This window comes from Burkholderia aenigmatica (assembly GCF_902499175.1).
Taxonomy (GTDB): domain Bacteria; phylum Pseudomonadota; class Gammaproteobacteria; order Burkholderiales; family Burkholderiaceae; genus Burkholderia; species Burkholderia aenigmatica.
In genome coordinates this window covers 37,689-59,547 of record NZ_CABVQC010000009.1, presented here as the reverse complement: position 1 = coordinate 59,547, position 21,859 = coordinate 37,689, and the positions used below count along the sequence as shown (strand labels likewise).

The window sequence follows — 21,859 nt, the reverse complement described above, 5'->3', positions numbered from 1 at the left end:
TTGTTTATTTCTTGCCGGCGGCCAGCGCGGTCGAGAGCGCGTCGAGCTGGCCGGCCATCCATTGCTGGAAGGTCTTGCCAGCCGGCTGCGTCTCGGTGACGCTGACGGTCGGCACGCCGCCGTCGCGCGCGATCTTCAGCATGCGCTTGGTCATCGGTTCTTCAGCCTGGCTGTTGTAGATCAGCACGCGCACCTGCTTCTTGCGCAGGTCGTTCTCGAACGCGGCGACATCCTGCGCGCTCGCCTCGGTGTCGTTCATCGTCGCGAGCTGGAAGCGCTGGTTGCGCATGTCGAGGCCGATCGCGTCGGACATGTAGCCGAACACGGGCTCGGTGGCCGTGACCGGCAGCCCCTTGTACTGCGCGCGCAGCGCGGCGACCTTGTCGTCGACGGGCTTCATCGACGCGACGAACTTCTGCAGGTTCGCGTCGTATTCGGCCTTGTTCGCCGGGTCGGCGCGGCCGAGCTCGGCCGCGATCGCACGCGCGGCGGCCGGCATCGTCGCCGGGTCGTACCACAGGTGCGGGTTGTCGCCGGCCTTCTTGCCGACCAGATCGGCGACGACGATCGTCGCGCGCTTCGCCTGCTTCGACGCGCCGAGCAGCTTGCTCATCCACGGATCGTAGTTCGCGCCGTTGTAGATCACGACCTGCGCGTGCTGAAGCGCGCGGGCCGTTTTCGGGCTCGCCTCGAACAGGTGCGGATCCTGGTCGGGATTGCTGAGGATGCTCGTCACCGCGACATGGCTGCCGCCGATCTGCGACGCGACATCGCCGTAGAAATTCTCGGCGGCGACGACGTTGACGGTCGCGGCCTGCGCGAACGCGGGCGCCGCGAGCGACAGCGCGGTGACGGCGGCGGCGAGCCAGCGGACAGGCGACAGGGCACGCCGCGGCGCGCGCTTCAGGGCAATGGACATGGAACTCCTCGTTGGAAGGGGCGGCGCGGGCGCCGCGCGAGATGCGTCAGCGTTGCACGGGCTTGTGCTTGCAGTGCCCGCACAGGCCGCTCAGCTCGACGACCTGGTGGTGGACTTCGAAACCGTGCGCGGGCTCGCTCGCGGACAACTGCTTCGCGAGGTCGCCGCCGGGAATCTCGACGGTGTCGCCGCACGAATCGCAGATCAGGAACTGGCCTTCGTGCGGCACGCCGATCTCGCAGCACGCGAAGAACGCGTTCTTCGATTCGATCCGGTGAATGAAGCCGTGCTCGACGAGGAAATCCAGCGCGCGATAGACGGTCGTGGGCGGCACGCGGCCGCGCTGCGGTTCGAGTTCGGCGAGCAGGTCGTACGCGCCGATCGGGCGCTGCGCGGCCAGCACGCGTTCGTAGACCTGACGGCGCAGCGGCGTCCACGCGAGCCCGTGCTCGGCGGCGAATGCGTCGGCCCGGGACAGCCGGGCGTCAATGGACGAGGAGGTAGCCATGGCGTGAGGCAGGGCGATGAAACAAAGTACAGCGATGATATAACGTATCGCCGCGCCGTGCAGCGCGATTTCCCCTTTCCGTCCTCGCTCCGTCCCCTTCATCGCCGACCCGGCCGCACCGCACCGTGCGGGCTGCGCCTTGCCGGGCGTGCGCGACGGGCCGCCACGCTGCGCCATCGTGCCGCAGTGCGTCATAGAAAGCCGTCACGTCGTCTTGACAGCGCGAATCGCCTATCCGATCATTCGATCACCAACAGAGCAATTGATCGGTTAGCGAGCGTTAGCTCACCTCGCAGCCGTCGTAACGCAGAACGAACCGGAGGCAGCCAGTGAGACTGGAAGACAAGGTCGCGATCCTGACGGGCGCCGCAAGCGGCATCGGCGAGGCGGTCGCGCAACGCTATCTGGACGAGGGCGCGCGCTGCGTGCTCGTCGACGTGAAGCCGGCAGGCGGCTCGCTCGCGCGGCTCATCGAGGCACACCCTGGCCGCGCGGTGGCCGTCACCGCGGACGTGACGCGCCGCGACGACATCGAGCGCATCGTCGCCACGGCGGTCGAGCGCTTCGGCGGTGTCGACATCCTGTTCAACAATGCGGCGCTGTTCGACATGCGGCCGATCCTCGACGAATCGTGGGACGTGTTCGACCGGCTGTTCTCGGTCAACGTGAAAGGGCTGTTCTTCCTGATGCAGGCCGTCGCGCAGCGGATGGTCGAGCAGGGGCGCGGCGGCAAGATCGTCAACATGTCGTCGCAGGCCGGGCGTCGTGGCGAGGCACTCGTTTCGCACTACTGTGCGACCAAGGCCGCGGTGATCAGCTATACGCAGTCGGCCGCGCTCGCGCTCGCGCCGCACCGGATCAACGTGAACGGCATCGCGCCGGGCGTCGTCGACACGCCGATGTGGGAGCAGGTCGATGCGCTGTTCGCGCGCTACGAGAACCGGCCGCTCGGCGAGAAGAAGCGGCTGGTCGGCGAAGCCGTGCCGCTCGGCCGCATGGGCGTGCCGGGCGACCTGACGGGCGCCGCGCTGTTTCTCGCGTCGTCCGACGCCGATTACATCACCGCCCAGACGCTGAACGTCGACGGCGGTAACTGGATGAGCTGACGTGGCGCCCCGCGCACGCGCCACCTGCCGGCCTGCCTGCGATGCAGCAGCATTGCTGCGCATCGTGGCCGCCGTCGAACGAGGAGGGCACGCCTGATGGCCGAGATCGTCGTTGCCGGCGAACTGCTGGCGGAATTCGTTGCCGCCGAGCGCGGCCAGGATTTCGAGACGCCGGGCCTGTTCGCAGGGCCGTTCCCGAGCGGCGCACCCGCGATATTTGCCGACCAGGCCGCGCGGCTCGGCGCGCGCGTCGCGTATGCGGGTTGCGTCGGCCGCGATGCGTTTGGTGACGCGATCGTCGCGCGGCTCGAACGCGATGGGGTGGACGTCGCGCGGATCCGCCGCGTCGCACGCCCGACCGGCACCGCGTTCGTCGCGTATCGCGACGACGGCTCGCGCAGCTTCGTGTTCGCGTTGTCCACCAGTGCGGCCGCGTGCGTCGACGCGTCCGATGTCGATACCGCGATGTTCGACGGCTGCCGTTACTTCCACGTGATGGGCTCGTCGCTGACGAGTGAAGCGGCGATCGCGGCGGTGCAGCGCGGCGTGATCGAGGCCGCGCGCGCCGGCGCGAAGGTGTCGTTCGATCCGAACGTGCGGCCCGAAATGCTGAGCTTTCGCCCGATGCGCGCGGCGCTCGACGCGATGCTCGCCGCGTGCCACCTGTTCCTGCCGAGCGAAGCCGACCTGCCGTTCTTCTGCGGGCCGCAGCCGGCCGAGCGCGCGATCGCGGGGCTGCTCGCGACGCATCCGCTGCTCGAGCGTGTCGTGCTGAAGCGTGGCGCGCAAGGCAGCGTCGCGTTCGACCGCGCGAACCGTGCGGAAGCGCCGGCGTTTCAGGTCGACGAAGTCGACCCGACCGGCGCGGGCGACTGCTTCGGCGGCACGCTGGTCGCGAGCCTCGTCGCCGGCGTGCCGATCGAGGCCGCGCTGCGCCGCGCGAACGCGGCCGGGGCGATCGCGGTCACGCGGCGCGGCCCGATGGAGGGCAACAGCAGCGCGGCCGAGATCGACCGCTTCCTGACCGAACGAGGTATGGCATGTCCGGCTTGACGACCTTCGCCGAACGTACACGTCCCGCGCACGCGGATGCCGTGCTGCGGATGATCTTCGACGCGAACCGCGCGGACGCGCAGCGCGGCATCTATTCGATCTGCAGCGCGCACCGGCTCGTGCTGGAGGCCGCGTGCGAAGCGGCGCGTGCGGACGGTTCGCCGCTGCTGATCGAGGCGACCTGCAACCAGGTGAACCATCTCGGCGGCTATACGGGCATGACGCCCGCCGATTTCCGCCGCGATGTCGACGCGATCGCGCAACGTTGCGGGCTTGCACCGTCGGCGCTCGTGCTCGGCGGCGACCATCTCGGGCCGAACCCGTGGCGGCATCGCCGCGCGGCCGATGCGATGCGCGAGGCAGGCACGATGGTTGCCGCGTACGTCGAAGCGGGCTTCGAAAAGATCCACCTCGACGCGAGCATGGCGTGCGCGGACGATCCGGTGCGGCTCGACGATCGCACGATCGCCGCGCGCGCGGCCGAACTGTGCCGCGCGGCGGAAGACGCGGCAGCGCGCGCCGGCATCGCGCCCGTTTACGTGATCGGCACCGAGGTGCCGACGCCGGGCGGCGAAGTGAGCGGTAACGACAGCGATGCGGCGATCGCACAGATCGCGGTCACGCGCAGCGACAGCATTGCGGCGACGCTCGATGCGCATCGCCGCGCGTTCGCGGCGGCCGGGCTCGACGATGCGTGGACGCGGGTCGTCGCGATCGTTGCGCAGCCGGGCGTCGACTTCGACGATCGTCACGTGCTCGACTACGACAGCGCGAAGGCGGCGTCGCTCGGCGCGAGTATCCTGCAGACACCGGGCCTCGTGTTCGAGGCGCATTCGACCGACTACCAGACCGAGGGCGCGCTCGCCGCGCTCGTGCGCGACCACTTCGCGGTACTGAAGGTCGGCCCCGCGCTGACGTTTGCGCTGCGCGAGGCGCTGTTCGCGCTGACCTTCATCGAGGATGCGCTGATCGGCGAGCCCGCGCAGCGCTCGCGGTTGCGCGACGTCGTCGACGCCGCGATGCGCGCGCAGCCCGAGCACTGGGCACCGTATTACCGCGGCGACGAAACCGAGCAGCGGCTCGCGCGCCAGTTCAGCTACAGCGACCGGATCCGCTATTACTGGCTGCAGCCGGCCGTCGCGGCCGCGGTCGAGCAGCTGTTCGACAACCTCGCGCGGCAGCCGGTGCCTGAGACACTCGTCGCGCAGTGGTTGCCGGACGTGTATGCGGCCTGCCGCGCGGGCGGGCTCGCGAAGGAGCCGCGCGCCTGGGTGCGCCACCGGATACGCGACGTGATCGCGCACTATGCGCGCGCGTGCGGAATGCAGCGGCCGGCATGACGGGCCGCGAAGTCAACGCAGTACCGACGACACTTCGAACAAACACAGGAGACATGCCATGCAACGAAAGATGCTCGACGCCGCCGCACGCTGCTTCGCCGGAGCCGCGCTCGCGACGGCGGCCTGCGCCGCGTCCGCCGGCACGGTGACGATCGCGACGCTGAACAATCCCGACATGATCGAGCTGAAGAAGCTGTCGCCGGCCTTCGAGAAGGCGAACCCGGACATCAAGCTGAACTGGGTGATCCTCGAGGAGAACGTGCTGCGCCAGCGCGCGACGACCGACATCACGACCGGCAGCGGCCAGTTCGACGTGATGGCGATCGGCACCTACGAGGCGCCGCAGTGGGGCAAGCGCGGCTGGCTCGCGCCGATGACGGGCCTGCCCGCCGACTACGACCTGAACGACATCGTGAAGACCGCGCGCGACAGCCTGTCGTACAACGGCCAGCTGTACGCGCTGCCGTTCTACGTCGAGAGCTCGATGACGTTCTACCGCAAGGACCTGTTCGCGGCGAAGGGGCTGAAGATGCCCGACCAGCCGACCTACGACCAGATCGCCGAATTCGCGGACAAGCTCACCGACAAGGCGAAGGGCACCTACGGGATCTGCCTGCGCGGCAAGGCCGGGTGGGGCGAGAACATGGCGTACGTGTCGACGGTCGTGAACACGTTCGGCGGGCGCTGGTTCGACGAGAACTGGAATGCGCAGCTCACGTCGCCGGAGTGGAAGAAGGCAATCACGTTCTACGTGAACCTGCTGAAGAAAGACGGCCCGCCGGGAGCGAGCTCGAACGGTTTCAACGAGAACCTGACCCTGACCGCATCGGGCAAGTGCGCGATGTGGATCGACGCGACGGTCGCGGCCGGGATGCTCTATAACAAACAGCAGTCGCAGGTGGCTGACAGGATCGGCTTCGCGGCCGCGCCGGTCGCCGCCACGCCGAAGGGTTCGCACTGGCTGTGGGCATGGGCGCTGGCCGTGCCGAAGACGTCGAAGCAGCAGGATGCCGCGCGCAAGTTCATCGCGTGGGCGACGTCGAAGCAGTACATCGAGATGGTCGGCAAGGACGAGGGCTGGGCGTCGGTGCCGCCGGGCACGCGCACGTCGACCTATCAGCGCCCCGAGTACAAGGCCGCCGCGCCGTTCTCGGACTTCGTGCTGAAGGCGATCGAGACGGCCGACCCGAACGATCCGTCGCTGAAGAAGGTGCCGTACACGGGCGTGCAGTACGTCGGGATACCTGAATTCCAGTCGTTCGGCACGGTGGTCGGCCAGTCGATCGCCGGTGCGGTGGCGGGCCAGATGACGGTCGACCAGGCGCTTGCCGCCGGGCAGGCCGCCGCCGACCGCGCGGTGCGGCAGGCCGGCTACAAGAAGTAACGCGGCCCGCACCGTGCGCGGTGGCGCACGGTGCGCGTCGTCGAAGCTGACAGGCGGGCTGACCTTCGCGCCCGCGCATCAACCGGAGGGACTCCGATCATGCGTCACCTGCGTCTTCCCCTGAGCCACGCTCACGCGCCGTCGGTCGGCGACGCGTCGTCGCCGCCCGGCGCGCCGCGCCGCGCGCGCGGCGGTGCGAGCTGGCTCGTCTCGCCGTCCGTCGCGGTACTGCTGCTGTGGATGTCGATTCCGCTCGCGATGACGATCTGGTATTCGTTCTCGCGCTACAACCTGCTGAACCCGGACGTGAAGGGTTTCGCGGGCATCGACAACTATCGCTTCCTCGCGACCGATCCGTCGTTCCTGCCCGCGATCTGGCACACGCTCGTGCTGATCGGCGCGGTGCTCGCGATCACGGTGATCGGCGGCGTGCTGATGGCCGTGCTGTTCGACCGCAAGTTCTACGGGCAGGGCGTCGCGCGCCTGCTCGCGATCGCGCCGTTCTTCGTGATGCCGACGGTGTCCGCGCTGATCTGGAAGAACATGATCCTGCACCCGGTCTACGGGCTCGTCGCGAACGCGATGCGCGCGCTCGGGATGACGCCGATCGACTGGTTCGCCGATTACCCGCTCACCGCCGTGATCATCATCGTCGCGTGGCAGTGGCTGCCGTTCGCGTTCCTGATCCTGTTCACCGCGATCCAGTCGCTCGACCAGGAGCAGAAGGAAGCCGCGCGCATCGACGGCGCCGGCCCGATCGCGATGTTCTTCTACATCACGCTGCCGCACCTGAAGCGCGCGATCGCCGTGGTCGTGATGATGGAGACGATCTTCCTGCTGTCGATCTTCGCGGAGATCTACACGACGACCGGCGGCGGCCCCGGCGACGCGACGACCAACCTGTCGTACCTGATCTACGCGCTCGGCCTGCAGCAGTTCGACGTCGGCCTCGCGTCCGCCGGCGGCATCATCGCCGTCGTGGTCGCGAACGTCGTGTCGTTCTTCCTCGTGCGGATGCTCGCGCGCAACCTGAAGGGAGAGTACGAGAAATGAGCGACCTGACCTTCGAAGGCCGGCGCGTGCCGGCCGTGTTCGACCTCGTGCGGCGCGCGCTGCCCGGCACGCTCGCGTGGCTGATCGCGCTGCTGCTGTTCTTCCCGATCTTCTGGATGGCGATCACCGCGTTCAAGACCGAGCAGCAGGCATATGCGTCGACGCTGTTCTTCATCCCGACGCTCGACAGCTTCCGCGAGGTGTTCGCGCGCAGCAACTACTTCGCGTTCGCGTGGAATTCGGTGCTGATCTCGGCGGGCGTCACGGTGATCTCGCTGCTGTTCGCGGTGCCGGCCGCGTACGCGATGGCGTTTTTCCCGAACCACCGCACGCAGAAGGTGCTGCTGTGGATGCTGTCGACGAAGATGATGCCGTCGGTCGGCGTGCTGGTGCCGATCTACCTGCTGTGGAAGAACGCGGGGCTGCTCGACACCGTGTCGGGCCTCGTGATCGTCTACACGCTGATCAACCTGCCGATCGCGGTGTGGATGACCTTCACGTACTTCAACGAGATCCCGAAGGACATTCTCGAAGCCGGGCGTATCGACGGCGCGTCGACGTGGCAGGAGATCGTCTACCTGCTGATGCCGATGGCGCTGCCGGGGCTCGCGTCCACCGCGCTGCTGCTCGTGATCCTGTCGTGGAACGAGGCGTTCTGGAGCATCAACCTGTCGAGCTCGAACGCGGCGCCGCTGACCGTGTTCATCGCGTCGTATTCGAGCCCCGAAGGGCTGTTCTGGGCGAAGCTGTCCGCGGCTTCGTTGCTCGCGGTCGCGCCGATCCTGATCGTCGGCTGGCTGTCGCAGAAGCAGCTCGTGCGCGGGCTCACGTTCGGAGCCGTCAAATGACCGGGACGAACGTCTTGATCTGCGATTGCGACGGCGTGCTGATCGACAGCGAGGCCGTGGCGGCCGACGTGATCGTGCGCGAACTCGATGCGCGCTGGCCGGGCGTCGATGCGCGGCCGGCCGTGATGCCGCTGCTCGGGCTGCGCATCGAGCGCGTGCTGGCCGGCGCGGGCGAGGCCGTCGGGCGCACGCTGTCGGCCGACGATGTCGACGCGATCCGCCGTGCGGTCGAGGCGGCGGCCGTCAATGCGCCGATGGTCGACGGCATCGATGCGGCGCTGGCCGCGATCCGGCTGACGACGGCCTGCGCGAGCAACAGCTATCGCGCATACGTCGAGGCGGCACTGGCACGCACGGGCCTCGCGCGCTTCTTCGGCGACCGGCTGTTCTGCGCGGACGCCGTCGCGCGGCCGAAGCCGGCACCGGACGTGTATCTCGCGGCCGCGCGTACGCTCGGTGTCGCGCCGGCCCAGTGCCTCGTGGTCGAGGACAGTGCGACCGGCATCACCGCGGCCGCCGCGGCCGGCATGACCGTGCTCGGCTTCGTCGGCGGCGGGCATGCGTCGGCCGCGCAGATCGACGCGCTGCGCGGGATCGGCGCGCGTCACGTATTCGACGACATGCACGAGCTGCCCGGCTACGTCGCGCGCTGGCAGGCGACGGGCGCGGTGCTGCCGAACTAGCAACAACGATTGCGCGCCGCGTTCGACGCGGCGCATCACGAACGAACGGAGACAGATCATGGCAAGCGTGCTCCTGCGCAACATCGCGAAGCGCTACGACGACACCGAAGTGCTGCGCAACGTGAACCTCGACATCGCCGACGGCGAATTCGTCGTGTTCGTCGGCCCGAGCGGCTGCGGAAAATCCACGCTGATGCGGATGATCGCCGGGCTCGAGGACATCTCGAGCGGCGACCTGCTGATCGACGGCGCGAAAGTCAACGATGTGCCGAGCGCGAAGCGCGGCATCGCGATGGTGTTCCAGTCGTATGCGCTGTACCCGCACATGACGCTGTACGACAACATGGCGTTCGGCCTGAAACTCGCGGGCGCGAAGAAGCCGGAGATCGACCAGGCCGTGAAGCAGGCCGCGAAGATCCTGCACATCGACCATCTGCTCGACCGCAAGCCGAAGCAGCTGTCGGGCGGTCAGCGGCAGCGCGTCGCGATCGGCCGCGCGATCACGCGCAAGCCGAAGGTGTTCCTGTTCGACGAACCGCTGTCGAACCTCGATGCGGCGCTGCGCGTGAAGATGCGGCTGGAATTCGCGCGGCTGCACGACGAGCTGAAGACGACGATGATCTACGTGACGCACGACCAGGTCGAGGCGATGACGCTCGCCGACAAGATCGTCGTGCTGTCGGGCGGCGCGGTGCAGCAGGTCGGTACGCCGAACGAGTTGTATCACGCGCCGGCGAACCAGTTCGTCGCGGGCTTCATCGGCTCGCCGAAGATGAACTTCCTGAAGGGCACCGTCGATTCGGCCGATGCGGGTGGCGTGCTCGTGCGCTTCGACAGCGGCGAGACGCAGCGCGTTGCAGTCGAAGCGGCGGGGCTGCAGCGCGGTGCGGCGGTGACGGTCGGCGTGCGGCCCGAGCACCTGAAAGTCGAAGCCGCGGCCACCGGCGTGGCCGCGCGGACGATGGCCGTCGAATCGCTTGGCGATGCCGCGTATCTGTACGCGGAGTCGGCCGTCGCGCCGGACGGGTTGATCGCGCGGATTCCGCCGCTCGACACGTACCGCACCGGCGCGGCGCTGCACGTGCAGGCGGAAGCCGAGCACTGCCACCTGTTCGACGAGCACGGGCAGGCGTTCCGCCGGCTGAGCGTGCACGCGAAGGCCGCATGACGGCTGGCCGCGCTCACACCGGCAGGTGCGACGCCATGTAGTCGACGAACGCGCGCAGTTTTGGCGTCGGGTGGCGGCCTGACGGCCACAGCACGTAGATTGGCGTGCAGCTCGCGACGTGCTCGTCGAGCACCGCGCGCAGCGTGCCGTCTTCGAGCGCATCGCGCACGAAGAAGATGGGCAGGCACGCGATGCCGAGCCCCCGCAGTGCGAAGCATAAGCGCGCTTCCGCGCTGTTGCTGACCATCGCGACCGGCACCTCGGGCGGCGTGCCCGCGCGCGGCACGCGCAACGGCCAGGTCTCGAGCTTGCCGCTGGTCGGGAAACGGTAGTGCAGGCAGCGGTGCTGCGCGAGATCGGCCGGCGTGCTCGGCGTGCCGTGCCGGTCGAGATAGGCGGGCGATGCGACGAGGTGCTGGCGGAAGTGGCCGAGCAGCCGCGACGACAGTCGTGAATCCGACGGCTGGCCGGTGCGCAGCACCGCGTCGAAGCCTTCGTCGACGACGTCGACGAGCCGGTCGCTGAAATCGATGTCGAGCTCGATCTCCGGATACGCGGCCATGAAATCGGCGAGCACCGGCAGCAGCAGCGTGCCGATCGTCGGCAGGCTCACGCGCAAGCGCCCGCGCGGCGCTTCGGCGCTTTGCGTCAGTTCCTGCTCGGCCGCGTCGAGCTCGGCGAGCACGCGCCGGCACCGTTCGAGAAAGCGCGTGCCCTCGGCCGTCAGCGCGATGCTGCGCGTGCTGCGGTGAAAGAGCCGCACGTTCAGGCGCGCCTCGAGCCGCGCGATGCGCTTGCCGATCGCCGACGCCGACAGCCCGAGCGCGCGGCCGGCCGCGACGAAGCTGCGCGTTTCCGCGACCTGAACGAACACGACGAAGCCGCCGAGGTTTTCCATGCGAGTTTCCGATTGCGGACGCCAACGTCCGGATTGTCCGGAACTCTACCCCGGTTTTTCTTCTTGCGTCGGCTCCCTACGATGAGCGCTCGTTCACTGTTGAGAGGTCACGTCATGTCATCCCTGCCTGTCTCCGCTTTGCGCGTGGAACCGGACGTCGCGCTGCGCGACCGGCTCGACGACGCGCTCGATCGCGCGCTTGCCGACGCGTGCATGGTCGGTGCGGTCGTGCTGGTCGCGCAGGACGGCGAGCTGCGCTATGCGCGCGCCGTCGGGCTCGCCGATCGCGAAGCCGGCACGCCGATGCGGGAAGACGCGCTGTTCCGTCTGTCGTCGGTCACGAAGCCGATCGTGGCGGCCGCCGCGATGCGGCTGGTCGCGGCCGGAAGCATCGCGCTCGACGAACCGGTCACGCGCTGGTTGCCCGAATTCCGTCCGACGTTGCCCGACGGTACGCCCGCCGTCATCACGTTGCGCCATCTGCTGTCGCATACGGCCGGCCTCGGCTACCGGTTCCTCGAAGCGGACGGCGACGGCCCGTATGCGCGCGCCGGCGTGTCCGACGGAATGGATCGCTCGGGCCTCTCACTCGCCGAGAACCTGCGACGCATCGCCGGCGTGCCGCTGCAGTTCGCGCCGGGCACGTCGTGGGGCTATTCGCTCGCGCTCGACGTGGTTGGCGCGCTGATCGAGGCGGTCGACGGGCGGCCGCTCGCCGACGCGGTGGCCGCGCTCGTCACGACACCGCTCGGGATGACCGACACCGCGTTCGTCGCGCACGATGCCGCACGCTTCGCGACGCCTTACGTGGGTACGCCGGGCGCCCCGCGCCGGATGGCGGACGTCGATCTCGTGCCGGTGTTCGACGGCACGATCGGCATCCGCTTCGAGCCGGCGCGCGTGTTCGATGCCGATGCGTGGGCGTCGGGCGGCGCGGGGATGATCGGCACCGCGCGCGATTGCGTGACGCTGCTCGACGCGCTGCGCACGGGCCGCGACGGCTGGCTCGGTCGCGAATGGGGAGACGAGATGGCGCGCCTCCAGCCGGGTGCGCGCGAACTGCGGGATATGCCCGGTTTCGGCTTCGGGCTTGGCTTTTCGGTGCTGCGCGATCCGGTGGCCGCGCAGTCGCCGGAGTCGGTCGGCACTTGGCGCGGCGGCGGCGCGTACGGGCATACGTGGTTCGTCGACCGCGCGGCCGGGCTGACGGTCGTCGCGTTTTCCAACACGCTGTACGAGGGCCTCGATGGGCGGATCGTGACCTGTGTGCGCGATGCGGTCTACGGCGTCGAAACCGGGAGCGCGGCATGAGCGACTGCACGTCGATCGATGACGAGGTTGCCGTTCTTCCGGTGCAGGCCGACGCGCGCCTGCCGGTCGCGAACCTGCTGGCGCTCGCGACGGCCGCCTTCATCACGATTCTCACCGAGGCGTTGCCGGCCGGCCTGCTGCCGCTGATGAGCGTCGACCTGCGCGTGCCCGAGGCGCTGATCGGCCAGCTCGTGACCGTGTATGCGCTCGGCTCGATCGTCGCGGCGATTCCGCTCGTCGCCGCGACGCGCGCGATGCGCCGGCGCAGCCTGCTGCTCGCCGCGCTGGCCGGCTTCGTCGTGTCGAATGCGCTCACGGCCGTGTCGCCGTACTACGCGCTCACGCTCGCCGCGCGCTTCGTCGCGGGGATGGCGGCCGGGCTGCTGTGGGCGCTGCTGGCCGGCTACGCGAGCCGGATGGTCGATGCGTCGCAGCGCGGCCGCGCGATCGCGGTCGCGATGCTCGGCGCGCCGGTCGCGATGTCGATCGGCATTCCGGCCGGCACCGCGCTCGGCGCGGCGCTCGGGTGGCGCGTCGCGTTTGCGGGCATCACGCTCGCGGCGCTCGTGCTGATCGGTTGGATCCGCTGGCGCGTGCCCGATTATCCGGGGCAGCAGGCCGGCGCGCGCGAGCCCGTGCTCGGCGTGATGACGCTGCCGGGCGTGCGGCCGGTGCTGACCGTGATGTTTGCCTACGTGCTCGCGCACAACATGCTGTACACGTACGTCGCACCGTTCCTCGCGGGCGTGCGGATGGGTGCGCAGGTCGATGCGGTGCTGCTCGTGTTCGGTATCGCGTCGCTGGTCGGCATCGCGCTGACGGGCGCCTGGATCGGCGCCGCGCAGCGACGCCTGACGCTCGCCAGCATCGCGATGTTCGCAATTGCGGCGGCGATGCTCGGCGCCGGTTCCGGAATGGTGATCGTGTACGCGGGCGTCGCGTTGTGGGGGCTGGCGTTCGGCGGTGCGCCGACACTGTTCCAGACGGCCACCGCGAATGCGGCGGGGGACGCGGCCGACGTCGCGCAGTCGATGCTCGTGACGGTGTGGAACCTCGCGATCGCGGGCGGCGGCATCGCGGGCGGAATGCTGCTCGGCGCAACGGGCGCCGGGGCGATTCCGTGGGTGCTCGTCGTGCTGCTGGCTGCTGCGTGGGTCGGCGCGTGGCGTGCTCGACGGCATGCGTTTCCGGCGCCGCACACGGCTTGAGCGTTTGCTGCCGCGCGCCGTGCGCGGCTTCGACGTCAGGCCGCCTTCGCGTCGAGCGCGGCGCGCGCGCAGGTCTCGTCGGTGACGAGCCCCGACAGCCAGCCGCCGCGCAATGCGGCGATCACCGCATCGCGTTTCTTCGGGCCGCCGGCGAACGCGATCGTCGGGCGCTTCGGCGGCGTGGCGAGCGACACGCTCGTCACGCGCGCGCTCGTCGATACGGCGATCTGCGTGCCCTGCGCATCGATCGGCACGCCGAGCAGCTCGGCCACCGCGCCGAGCGCGGTCATCTCGTCGCGTTCCTGTTCGGTGATGAAGCCGTCCTCGTAGAGCGGGCAGTGCGGGCCGATGTTGCCGATCCCGACGAACGCGACATCGGCCTTGCCCGACAGCGCCTCGACGATCCGGTACAGCCGGTGATTGCACCACTGCGCGCGCTCGACGTCGCTGTCGGCGAACAGCGGCGCGGGCAGCAGGAAGTGCTTGCTGCCGGTTTTCTCGGAGATGTACTGCGCGACGTCGTAGCGGTTCGACGAACCGTCGGCCGCGATCGCGCCGACCATCGACACGAGCCGGTGCTGCGGCCGGTCGATCTGCGCGATCTGCGCGACCGCGGCTTTCAGCGTCCGGCCGCTGCTGACCGCGATGACCATCGGCCGCGTTTCGTTCAGGTAGCGCTCCATCACCTGCGCGCCGGCGACTGCGAGCTTGCGGTCGATCGCGTCGGGTGCATCGGCATCGACGGGCACGACTTCGCACATCGCGAGGCCGTAGCGCTTCGACAGCTGCGCGCCGAGATCGAGACAGTCGGCGAGCTGGTGGTCGACACGCACGCGGATCAGGTTCTTCTCGACTGCGAATGCGACGAGGCGCTGCGCGACCGGGCGCGACACCTGCAGCTTTTCCGCGATTTCGTTCTGCGTGTCGCCCGCGACGTAGTAGAGCCACGCGGCACGCGTGGCGAGATCGAGTTTTTCTGAGGACTTGGACACGATAGCGATTCGGTTTGGATCTGGGCGGGCCGCATGACGGCATCCACTGTACCGCATGTCGCGCACCTGGCCGCCGGCCGGCGCGCGTGACCTGCGGGCGCTTACGCGAGCCGTGCGCGCGACGGTTCGTACAGCGGCCGCACGTGGCGGTACAGCGCGCGGAACGCATCGAGGCGTTCGCGCAGCAGCGCATGGCGGGCGGCATCCGGCGCGTATTCGGCACGCACCGGCGGCTTGGTCAGCACCGCATGCGGATCGCCGCCGACGGCCAGCCAGCCGAGCCGCGCCGCGCCGAGTGCCGCGCCCGTTTCGCCGCCGCCGTGCTGGCGCGTGCGCACGTTCAGCGCATCGGCGATCAGTTGCGCCCAGAACGCGCTGCGCGCGCCGCCGCCGATCAGCGACAGCTGGTCGGTTTCGACGCCGGCCGCATGCAGCGCGTCGAGGCCGTCGGCGAGGCCGAGCGTCACGCCTTCGAGCACCGCGTAGCCGAGATGCGCGCGTTCGGTCGCATGCGTCATCCCGAAGAACACGCCCTGCGCGTACGGATCGTTGTGCGGCGTGCGCTCGCCGGACAGGTAGGGCAGGAACAGCGGGGCCGTCGCGAGTGAGTCGGCGTCGAGCGCTTCGACTTCGGCGAGCAGCGCGGGCTCGTCGGTGCCGGTCAGCTTGCAGACCCAGCGCAGGCAGCTCGCGGCCGACAGCACGACGCTCATCAATTGCCAGCGATCGGGAATCGCGTGGCAGAACGCATGCACGGCCGATGCGGAGTTCGGCATGAAGCGGTCGCCGACCACGCTCAGCACGCCCGACGTACCGAGCGACACGAAGCCGTCGCCCGCGTGGATCGCGCCGATGCCGAGCGCGCTCGTCGCGTTGTCGCCGCCGCCGCCGGCCACCACGACGGCTTCCGACAGCCCGAGTTCGCGTGCGACATCCGCGCGCAGCGTGCCGGACGGCGCATTGCCTTCGACGATGCGGGGCATCTGGTCGCGCGTCATCCCGCACGCGGCGAGCAGCGCGTCGGACCAGTCGCGGCGCGCGACGTCGAGCCACAGCGTGCCGGCCGCGTCGGAGGGATCGGACACCTTCGCGCCGGTCAGCCGGAACCGCAGGTAGTCCTTCGGCATCAGCACGCAGGCGGTCGCCGCGAACACGGCGGGTTCGTGCTTCGCGACCCACAGCAGTTTCGGCGCGGTGAAGCCCGGCATCGCGAGATTGCCCGCCAGTGCGTGGAGATCGGGCGCGCGTTCGGTGAGCAGCGCGCATTCGTCGGCGCAGCGCATGTCGTTCCACAGGATCGCGGGGCGCAGCACGCGATCGTCGCGGCCGAGCAGCACGGCGCCGTGCATCTGGCCCGACAGGCCGATGCCGCGCACGGCCGCGAATTCGTGCGGATGCCGCTCGCGCAGGGCGGCGAGCGCGGCGAGCGTACCTTGCCACCAGTCGTCCGGATGCTGTTCGGCCCAGCGCGGATGCGGTCGCGACACGGTGAACGGCGAGCCGGCGGTGCCGACGACCGTGCCGTCCGGGGCGAGCAGCAACACCTTCACTTCCGAGGTGCCGAGGTCGATGCCGAGATACATGAGCGATCCGTTCCGTCAGTGGGGAGTCGCTACTTTAGCCGCGCCGCCGCGCACGTGCCAAGGCAGGTTCGCCCGGATGTGCGTCAGCGAGCCGCGAGCCATGCGTCGACGCGCCAGAGTCCGCCGCGCAGCGCCTCGAACAGCGCCGCGTTGCCGGCGAGCGAGCCCCACAGCGCGCGGCTCGCGCACAGCGCGACGACCGGGTCGTCGGCCCCGACGATCGCCCGCGCGGCGCTTTCGTCCATCACGCCGTCCTGGTACGCGTACGGCAAGGTGCCGCTCGCCCAGCGTTCGAGAAAGCGCAGGAACAGCGCGGGCAATACGGCGGTGGCGACCGGCGCCGCGCCGCGTGCGAACGATTCGACGAGCGTCGGCGCGATGAAGCCTGGGATCTTCGAGAAGCCGTCGGCCGCGACGCGCTGGTTCGTGTCGAGCACGTACGGGTTGCCGAAGCGTTCGAGCACGACGTCCCGGTAGCGCGCGAGATCGAGCGGGCTCGGCGTGAGGCACGGGATCACGTCCTGCGTCACGTAGTCGTGCGCGAAGCGGCGGATCGCCGCGTCATGCGTGCCTTCGTGGATATAGGTGTGGCCCGCGAGCGTGCCGGCCCACGCGATGCAGCTGTGCGTAGCGTTGAGGATGCGGATCTTCGCTTCCTCGTACGGATGTACATCGTCGACGAGTTCGGCGCCCGCCAGCTCCCAGCGCGGCCGGCCGGCCGCGAAGCGGTCCTCGATCACCCACTGGATGAACGATTCGCCCATCACGGGGCACGCGTCGTCGATGCCGGTGGCCGCCAGCACGCGCTCGCGCACGTCGGCGGTCGGGCGTGGCGTGATGCGGTCGACCATCGCGCTCGGCGTGGCAACGTTCGCATCGAACCACGCGAGCAGGTCGGTCAGCCCGCGCCGTTCGAGGAACTCGCGCATCCCCGCGCGAAAGCGCGCGCCGTTGTTGCGCAGGTTGTCGCAGCTCTGCAGCGTGAGCGGGCCCGCGCCGCGCTTCACGCGTTCGGCGAGCAGCGCGGCGAGCGCACCGTACAGCGTCGTGCGCGCGCCCTGCAGGTCGGCCGCGAGATCGGCGTTCGCGAGGTCGAGCCGGTTGTGTTCGTCGAGGTAGTAGCCGCCTTCGGTAACGGTGAACGACACGATCCGGCACGCCGGATCGGCGCCGGCGTCGATCAGTGCGGCGAGATCGATCGACCACGGCAGCACGCGCGTGATCGCGCGGATCGTCTCGTACGCGCGCTCGCCTTGCGGCGTGACGGTTTCGAGCGTGTAGGCGCCGTGCTGCGCGGCGAGCGCGTCCATCGTCGCGTGCATGTCGTCGCGGATGTTGCCGACGGTCAGCGACCAGCGCTCGTCGGCCGGGACGGCCGCGTTCACGCGATGCAGATACCACGCCTGGTGCGCGCGGTGAAACGAGCCCGCGCCGATGTGCAGCAGCACGGGCGTGCGGGCGGAGGGCGATGCGCTCATCCGGTGTCTCCTGTTCGTGCCTGACTCTTTCCTGTCGAATGAGACCGACGTGCTCGACGTATTTGACGAATACGATCATTTGCTCTTTGCGTGAGCGAATGATCGTATTCGGACGAGCGAAAGTCAAGGCGGGGAAACGGCATTTCGATGGTGCGCTGCGGCGGCGCCCGGGCAGGGCAGTGCGGGGAGGGCGCGAACAGGCGGCCGGCGCGGAAAGTGCCGTCAGCGTCCTTTACGCGTCAACGCGACGAGTTCCTCGAGCAGTTTGCCGGCCGGCCCCGGCAGGATGCCGTGACGGCGCCGGAACGCGGTGAGCGTGCGCACCGCGACGACCTCGCGCACGGGCAGCGTGTCGATCGTGCCGGCCCGCTGCTCGGCGCCGTACATCGGCTCGGCCATCCAGCTCAGGAAGCCGGCATGCGCGACGAGGCTCTTCAATGTCGTGACCGAGCGTGTCTCGACCGCGATGTCGGGCAGCGCGAGCCCGTGCGCGTCGAAGGTCGCGCGCATGTGGTCGAACGGCGCCGTGCCGCGCGGCGGAATCGCCCAGCGCGCGTGCAGCGTATCGGCGAGCGTCGGCGCGCGGCCGAGCGCACGCAGCGGATGGTGCGGCGCCGCAACGATATGGCTGCGATCTTCCCAGCGGCACTCGGGAATCGCGACGATCTCGCCGGTGTCGGGCCCGTGCGCGGACAGCGCGAGATCGATCTCGTGCTTGTTCAGCCCTTCGGCGAGCCGGTCCCACACGCCTTCGATGATCTCGACGCGCAGGTTCGGCCAGCGGTCGAGCACGCGGCCCACCGCGACCGGCAGCACGAGGCTCGCGATGCTGCCCACGGTACCGACCTTGATCGTGCCCTTCGCGAACCCGCGCATCGCGTCGAGTTCCTCGCGCGCGTGCTCGGCTTCGTGCTGCAGCAGCGTCGCGTGCGGCAGCAGGGCCTCGCCGAACGCGGTGAGCTGGACGCCCTTCGAGTGACGCTCGAACAAGGGCGCACCGACCTGGTCCTCGAGCCGCTTCAGGATCCGGCTCAGCGCCGGTTGCGTCACGTGCAGCGCTTCGGCGGCGCGGCCGAGGCTGCCGCACGCGACGATCGTCGTGAAGGCGCGCAATTGTCGGAGATCGAAAGTCATGCCGGAATGTAATGGCTTATCGCAGAAAATACAGTATCCGAGAATGGGTTGCGCTTCGATACTGTGGAAACCGCCAAGCCACCGAGGAGCGCCGAGCATGTCCGGCCATTCGTCCCCTTCCGCCGCATCGATCACCGTTCGCGATGCGGTGATCGACCTGCTTCGCCAGTTCGGCATCGACCGCGTGTTCGGCAACCCCGGCTCGACCGAGCTGCCGATGTTCCGCGACTTCCCCGACGATTTCCGCTACGTGCTCGGTTTGCATGAAGCCGTCGTGGTCGGGATGGCCGACGGCCATGCGCAGGCCACCGGCAATGCGGCGGTCGTCAACCTGCATTCGGCGGCCGGCGTCGGCAACGCGATGGGCAATCTCTTCACCGCCTTCAAGAACCGCACGCCGCTGATCGTCACCGCGGGCCAGCAGGCGCGCGCGATCCTGCCGTTCGACCCGTTTCTTGGCGCGACGCAGGCCGCCGAGCTGCCGAAGCCGTACGTGAAGTGGAGCATCGAGCCCGCGCGCGCGCAGGACGTGCCGGCCGCGATCGCGCGTGCGTATCGCATTGCGATGCAGGAACCGCGCGGCCCCGTGTTCGTGTCGATCCCGGTCGACGACTGGGATCAACCGGCCGAGCTGCTGCCGCACCGCGACGTCAGCAGCGTCGTGCGGCCCGATCCCGATGCGCTCGCGCGGCTCGGCGACGCGCTCGACGCCGCGCGGCGTCCCGCGTTCGTGGTCGGTGCGGCGGTCGATCGCGCCGGTGCGTGGGACGAGGTCGTGCGGCTCGCCGAGCGGCACCGTGCACGCGTGTACGTCGCGCCGATGTCGGGGCGCTGCAGTTTCCCCGAGGACCATCCGCTCTTCGCCGGTTTCCTGCCCGCGATCCGCGAGAAGATCGTCGCGCGGCTCGACGGGCACGACCTCGTGTTTGCGTTCGGCGCGCCTGCGTTCACCTATCACATCGAGGGCTTCGGCCCGCACGTGCCGCCCGGTGCGACGCTCGTGCAGCTCGTCGACGATCCGGGCGTCGCCGCGTGGACGCCGTCGGGCGACGCGGTCGTCGGCAACCTGCGGCTCGCCGCGCGCGACCTGCTCGCGCGCCCGGCGCCGCCCGAGCGGCCGATGCCCGCGCCGCGGCCGCCGCGTGCGCGTGTCGAGCCACCCGCCGCCGGCGAGCGCATATCGGTTGCGTTCGCGTTGCAGACGCTCGCCGACGTGCGCGACGCGCACGACATCGTCGTCGAGGAAGCGCCGAGCGCGCGGCCGGTGATGCAGGAACACCTGCCGTTCACGCACAGCGGCACGTTCTACACGATGGACAGCGGCGGGCTCGGCTACGGGATGCCGGCCGCCGTCGGCGTCGCGCTCGCGCAGCCGGGCCGGCGCGTGATCGGGCTGATCGGCGACGGTTCGAGCCTGTATTCGATTCAGGCGTTGTGGAGCGCCGCGCAACTGAAGCTGCCGATCACGTTCGTGATCCTGAACAATCGCCGTTACGCGGCACTGCAGGATTTCGCGCCGGTGTTCGGCTTCGGCCCGGACGACCCCGTGCAGGGCACCGATCTGCCGAACCTGGATTTCGTCGCGCTTGCGCAAGGGATGGGCTGCCGCGGCGTGCGCGTGACCGCTGCCGCGCACCTGCGCGACGCGCTGGCCGACGCACTGCGCGCCGCGACGCCGGTCGTCGTCGAGGTCGAGATTGCCTGACGCGCGCTGCGCGTCTTTCCGGAGAAGTCATGCAAACCGTAGCGATGCTGATCGGCGGCGAACGCCGCCATTCATCCAGTGGCGCGACCTTCGTGCGCCGCAACCCGCTCGATGGCGAAGTCGCGTCCGAAGCGCCCGCGTGTACCGTCGACGACGCGCGCGCGGCGGCCGATGCGGCCGCCCGCGCATTTCCCGACTGGGCCGCGCTCGGCCCCGGCGCACGCCGCGCGCTGCTGCTGAAGGCGGCCGCCGCGCTCGAAGCGAAGCACGAGCAGTTCGTCGCCGCGATGGCGGCGGAGACGGGCGCCTCCGCGCTGTGGGCCGGCTTCAACGTGCACCTTGCCGCGAGCGGGCTCATCGAGGCCGCGTCGCTGACCACGCAGGTCGGCGGCGAGCTGATCCCGTCCGACGTGCCCGGTTCGCTCGCGATGGGCGTCCGGCAGCCGGCCGGCGTCGTGCTCGGCATCGCGCCGTGGAACGCGCCGGTGATCCTCGCGACGCGCGCGCTCGCGCTGCCGCTCGCGTGCGGCAACACGGTCGTGCTGAAGGGCTCGGAGCTGTGTCCCGTCACGCACGGGCTGATCGTCGAGGCGCTGCAGGAGGCCGGCCTGCCGCCGGGCGTCGTCAACTTCGTGACGAACGCACCCGAGGATGCGGGCGCCATCGTCGATGCATTGATCGCGCATCCTGCCGTGCGTCGCGTGAATTTCACGGGCTCGACGCGCGTCGGCCGGATCGTCGCCGAAGCGTGCGCGCGCCACCTGAAGCCGTCAGTGCTGGAACTCGGCGGCAAGGCGCCGTTCGTCGTGCTCGACGACGCCGATCTCGACGCGGCGGTCGCGGCGGCCGCGTTCGGCGCGTTCGCGAATTCCGGGCAGATCTGCATGTCGACCGAACGCATCGTGGTCGACGCATCGATTGCCGACGCGTTCGTCGCGAAGCTCGCCGACAAGGCCGCGTCGTTGCCGCTCGGCGACCCGCGCAACGGGCCCGTCGTGCTCGGTTCGCTGATCGACCTGAAGGCCGTCGAGCGCTGCAACGCGCTGATCGACGATGCGCTCGCGCACGGCGCGACGCTCGTGTGCGGCGGCAAGGCCGACAGCACGCTGTTCCCGGCCACGCTGCTCGATCATGTCACACCGGCGATGCGCATTTACGCGGAAGAGTCGTTCGGCCCGGTGAAGGGCATCGTGCGCGTCGACGGCGAGGCGGCCGCGATCCGTTGCGCGAACGACAACGCGTTCGGGCTGTCGTCGGCCGTGTTCAGCCGCGACGTCGCGCGTGCGATGCGCGTCGCGGCACGCATCGAATCGGGCATCTGCCACGTGAACGGCCCGACCGTGCACGACGAGGCACAGATGCCGTTCGGCGGCGTGAAGGACAGCGGCTTCGGCCACTTCGGCGGCAAGGCCGGCATCGCGGCGTTCACGGACCTGCGCTGGATCACGGTGCAGACCGCACCGCGCCACTATCCGTTCTGACGAGGCC

19 protein-coding genes are annotated in these 21,859 nt (G+C 69.7%); 12 read left to right on the top strand and 7 right to left on the bottom strand.

Annotation, left to right across the window (positions count from 1 at the left end):
- Nucleotides 1-4: 4 nt before the first annotated feature.
- Nucleotides 5-919, bottom strand: a complete 915-nt coding sequence (locus tag BDO18943_RS08980; RefSeq protein ID WP_175022019.1) for a metal ABC transporter solute-binding protein — start codon at nucleotides 917-919, stop codon at nucleotides 5-7.
- A 46-nt stretch (nucleotides 920-965) separates the two neighbouring features.
- Nucleotides 966-1,427 (bottom strand): Fur family transcriptional regulator, encoded by a 462-nt coding sequence (locus tag BDO18943_RS08975; RefSeq protein WP_011353040.1) that lies wholly within the window; start codon nucleotides 1,425-1,427, stop codon nucleotides 966-968.
- Nucleotides 1,428-1,756: 329 nt separating this feature from the next.
- Here BDO18943_RS08975 and BDO18943_RS08970 point away from each other — a divergent pair, with 329 nt between their 5' ends.
- The 8 genes from BDO18943_RS08970 to BDO18943_RS08935 all read left to right on the top strand — a co-directional run bounded on the left by BDO18943_RS08970 (nucleotide 1,757) and on the right by BDO18943_RS08935 (nucleotide 10,062).
- Nucleotides 1,757-2,533 carry an L-iditol 2-dehydrogenase gene (locus BDO18943_RS08970; protein WP_043190168.1) on the top strand — a complete coding sequence of 259 codons (777 nt, stop codon included), beginning with the start codon at nucleotides 1,757-1,759 and terminating at the stop codon, nucleotides 2,531-2,533.
- A gap of 96 nt (nucleotides 2,534-2,629) precedes the next feature.
- Nucleotides 2,630-3,586, top strand: a complete 957-nt coding sequence (locus tag BDO18943_RS08965) for a sugar kinase (RefSeq protein ID WP_175022018.1) — start codon at nucleotides 2,630-2,632, stop codon at nucleotides 3,584-3,586.
- Complete coding sequence (locus BDO18943_RS08960; RefSeq protein WP_175022017.1) at nucleotides 3,574-4,926, top strand: D-tagatose-bisphosphate aldolase, class II, non-catalytic subunit; 1,353 nt, start codon at nucleotides 3,574-3,576, stop codon at nucleotides 4,924-4,926. Before BDO18943_RS08965 ends, BDO18943_RS08960 begins: the two co-directional genes overlap by 13 nt.
- A 58-nt stretch (nucleotides 4,927-4,984) precedes the next feature.
- On the top strand, nucleotides 4,985-6,310 hold the full coding sequence (locus tag BDO18943_RS08955; protein WP_175022016.1) for an ABC transporter substrate-binding protein: 1,326 nt from the start codon (nucleotides 4,985-4,987) through the stop codon (nucleotides 6,308-6,310).
- Between the two features lie 99 nt (nucleotides 6,311-6,409).
- Nucleotides 6,410-7,363 (top strand): carbohydrate ABC transporter permease, encoded by a 954-nt coding sequence (locus BDO18943_RS08950; protein WP_175022015.1) that lies wholly within the window; start codon nucleotides 6,410-6,412, stop codon nucleotides 7,361-7,363.
- Nucleotides 7,360-8,211: a carbohydrate ABC transporter permease gene (locus tag BDO18943_RS08945; RefSeq protein WP_011353034.1), complete on the top strand. Its 852-nt coding sequence runs from the start codon at nucleotides 7,360-7,362 to the stop codon at nucleotides 8,209-8,211. Before BDO18943_RS08950 ends, BDO18943_RS08945 begins: the two co-directional genes overlap by 4 nt.
- Nucleotides 8,208-8,894, top strand: coding sequence for an HAD family hydrolase (locus BDO18943_RS08940; protein WP_043190153.1), 687 nt, complete (start codon nucleotides 8,208-8,210; stop codon nucleotides 8,892-8,894). The genes BDO18943_RS08945 and BDO18943_RS08940 overlap by 4 nt, the downstream gene beginning before the upstream one ends.
- Before the next feature lie 58 nt (nucleotides 8,895-8,952).
- Entirely contained in the window at nucleotides 8,953-10,062 is a 1,110-nt protein-coding gene (locus tag BDO18943_RS08935; RefSeq protein WP_175022014.1) for an ABC transporter ATP-binding protein, read from the top strand.
- Between the two features lie 13 nt (nucleotides 10,063-10,075).
- Here the strand turns inward: BDO18943_RS08935 and BDO18943_RS08930 are convergent, their stop codons facing one another.
- Entirely contained in the window at nucleotides 10,076-10,960 is an 885-nt protein-coding gene (locus BDO18943_RS08930) for a LysR family transcriptional regulator (protein ID WP_175022013.1), read from the bottom strand.
- A 114-nt stretch (nucleotides 10,961-11,074) separates the two neighbouring features.
- On the opposite strand from BDO18943_RS08930, the gene BDO18943_RS08925 reads away from it, so the two are divergent.
- Together BDO18943_RS08925 and BDO18943_RS08920 are read left to right on the top strand one after the other, a co-directional pair.
- A complete protein-coding gene (locus tag BDO18943_RS08925; protein ID WP_175022012.1) occupies nucleotides 11,075-12,271 on the top strand; it encodes a serine hydrolase domain-containing protein in 1,197 nt (398 codons plus the stop codon).
- Complete coding sequence (locus BDO18943_RS08920; protein ID WP_175022011.1) at nucleotides 12,268-13,479, top strand: MFS transporter; 1,212 nt, start codon at nucleotides 12,268-12,270, stop codon at nucleotides 13,477-13,479. Before BDO18943_RS08925 ends, BDO18943_RS08920 begins: the two co-directional genes overlap by 4 nt.
- Nucleotides 13,480-13,514: 35 nt before the next feature.
- On the opposite strand, the gene BDO18943_RS08915 is transcribed toward BDO18943_RS08920, so the two are convergent.
- The 4 genes from BDO18943_RS08915 to BDO18943_RS08900 form a co-directional block, all read right to left on the bottom strand.
- Nucleotides 13,515-14,528 carry a sugar-binding transcriptional regulator gene (locus tag BDO18943_RS08915; RefSeq protein ID WP_175022010.1) on the bottom strand — a complete coding sequence of 338 codons (1,014 nt, stop codon included), beginning with the start codon at nucleotides 14,526-14,528 and terminating at the stop codon, nucleotides 13,515-13,517.
- Between the two features lie 44 nt (nucleotides 14,529-14,572).
- Nucleotides 14,573-16,054 carry a xylulokinase gene (gene xylB, locus BDO18943_RS08910; RefSeq protein ID WP_175022009.1) on the bottom strand — a complete coding sequence of 494 codons (1,482 nt, stop codon included), beginning with the start codon at nucleotides 16,052-16,054 and terminating at the stop codon, nucleotides 14,573-14,575.
- 83 nt (nucleotides 16,055-16,137) lie between these two features.
- Complete coding sequence (dalD, locus tag BDO18943_RS08905) at nucleotides 16,138-17,532, bottom strand: D-arabinitol 4-dehydrogenase (RefSeq protein WP_175022008.1); 1,395 nt, start codon at nucleotides 17,530-17,532, stop codon at nucleotides 16,138-16,140.
- Between the two features lie 222 nt (nucleotides 17,533-17,754).
- Nucleotides 17,755-18,666 (bottom strand): LysR family transcriptional regulator, encoded by a 912-nt coding sequence (locus BDO18943_RS08900; protein ID WP_175022007.1) that lies wholly within the window; start codon nucleotides 18,664-18,666, stop codon nucleotides 17,755-17,757.
- A gap of 97 nt (nucleotides 18,667-18,763) precedes the next feature.
- Here BDO18943_RS08900 and mdlC point away from each other — a divergent pair, with 97 nt between their 5' ends.
- Nucleotides 18,764-20,371, top strand: coding sequence for a benzoylformate decarboxylase (mdlC, locus tag BDO18943_RS08895; RefSeq protein WP_175022006.1), 1,608 nt, complete (start codon nucleotides 18,764-18,766; stop codon nucleotides 20,369-20,371).
- 29 nt (nucleotides 20,372-20,400) lie between these two features.
- Complete coding sequence (locus BDO18943_RS08890; protein ID WP_175022005.1) at nucleotides 20,401-21,852, top strand: aldehyde dehydrogenase; 1,452 nt, start codon at nucleotides 20,401-20,403, stop codon at nucleotides 21,850-21,852.
- The last annotated feature ends 7 nt before the right edge of the window (nucleotides 21,853-21,859 follow it).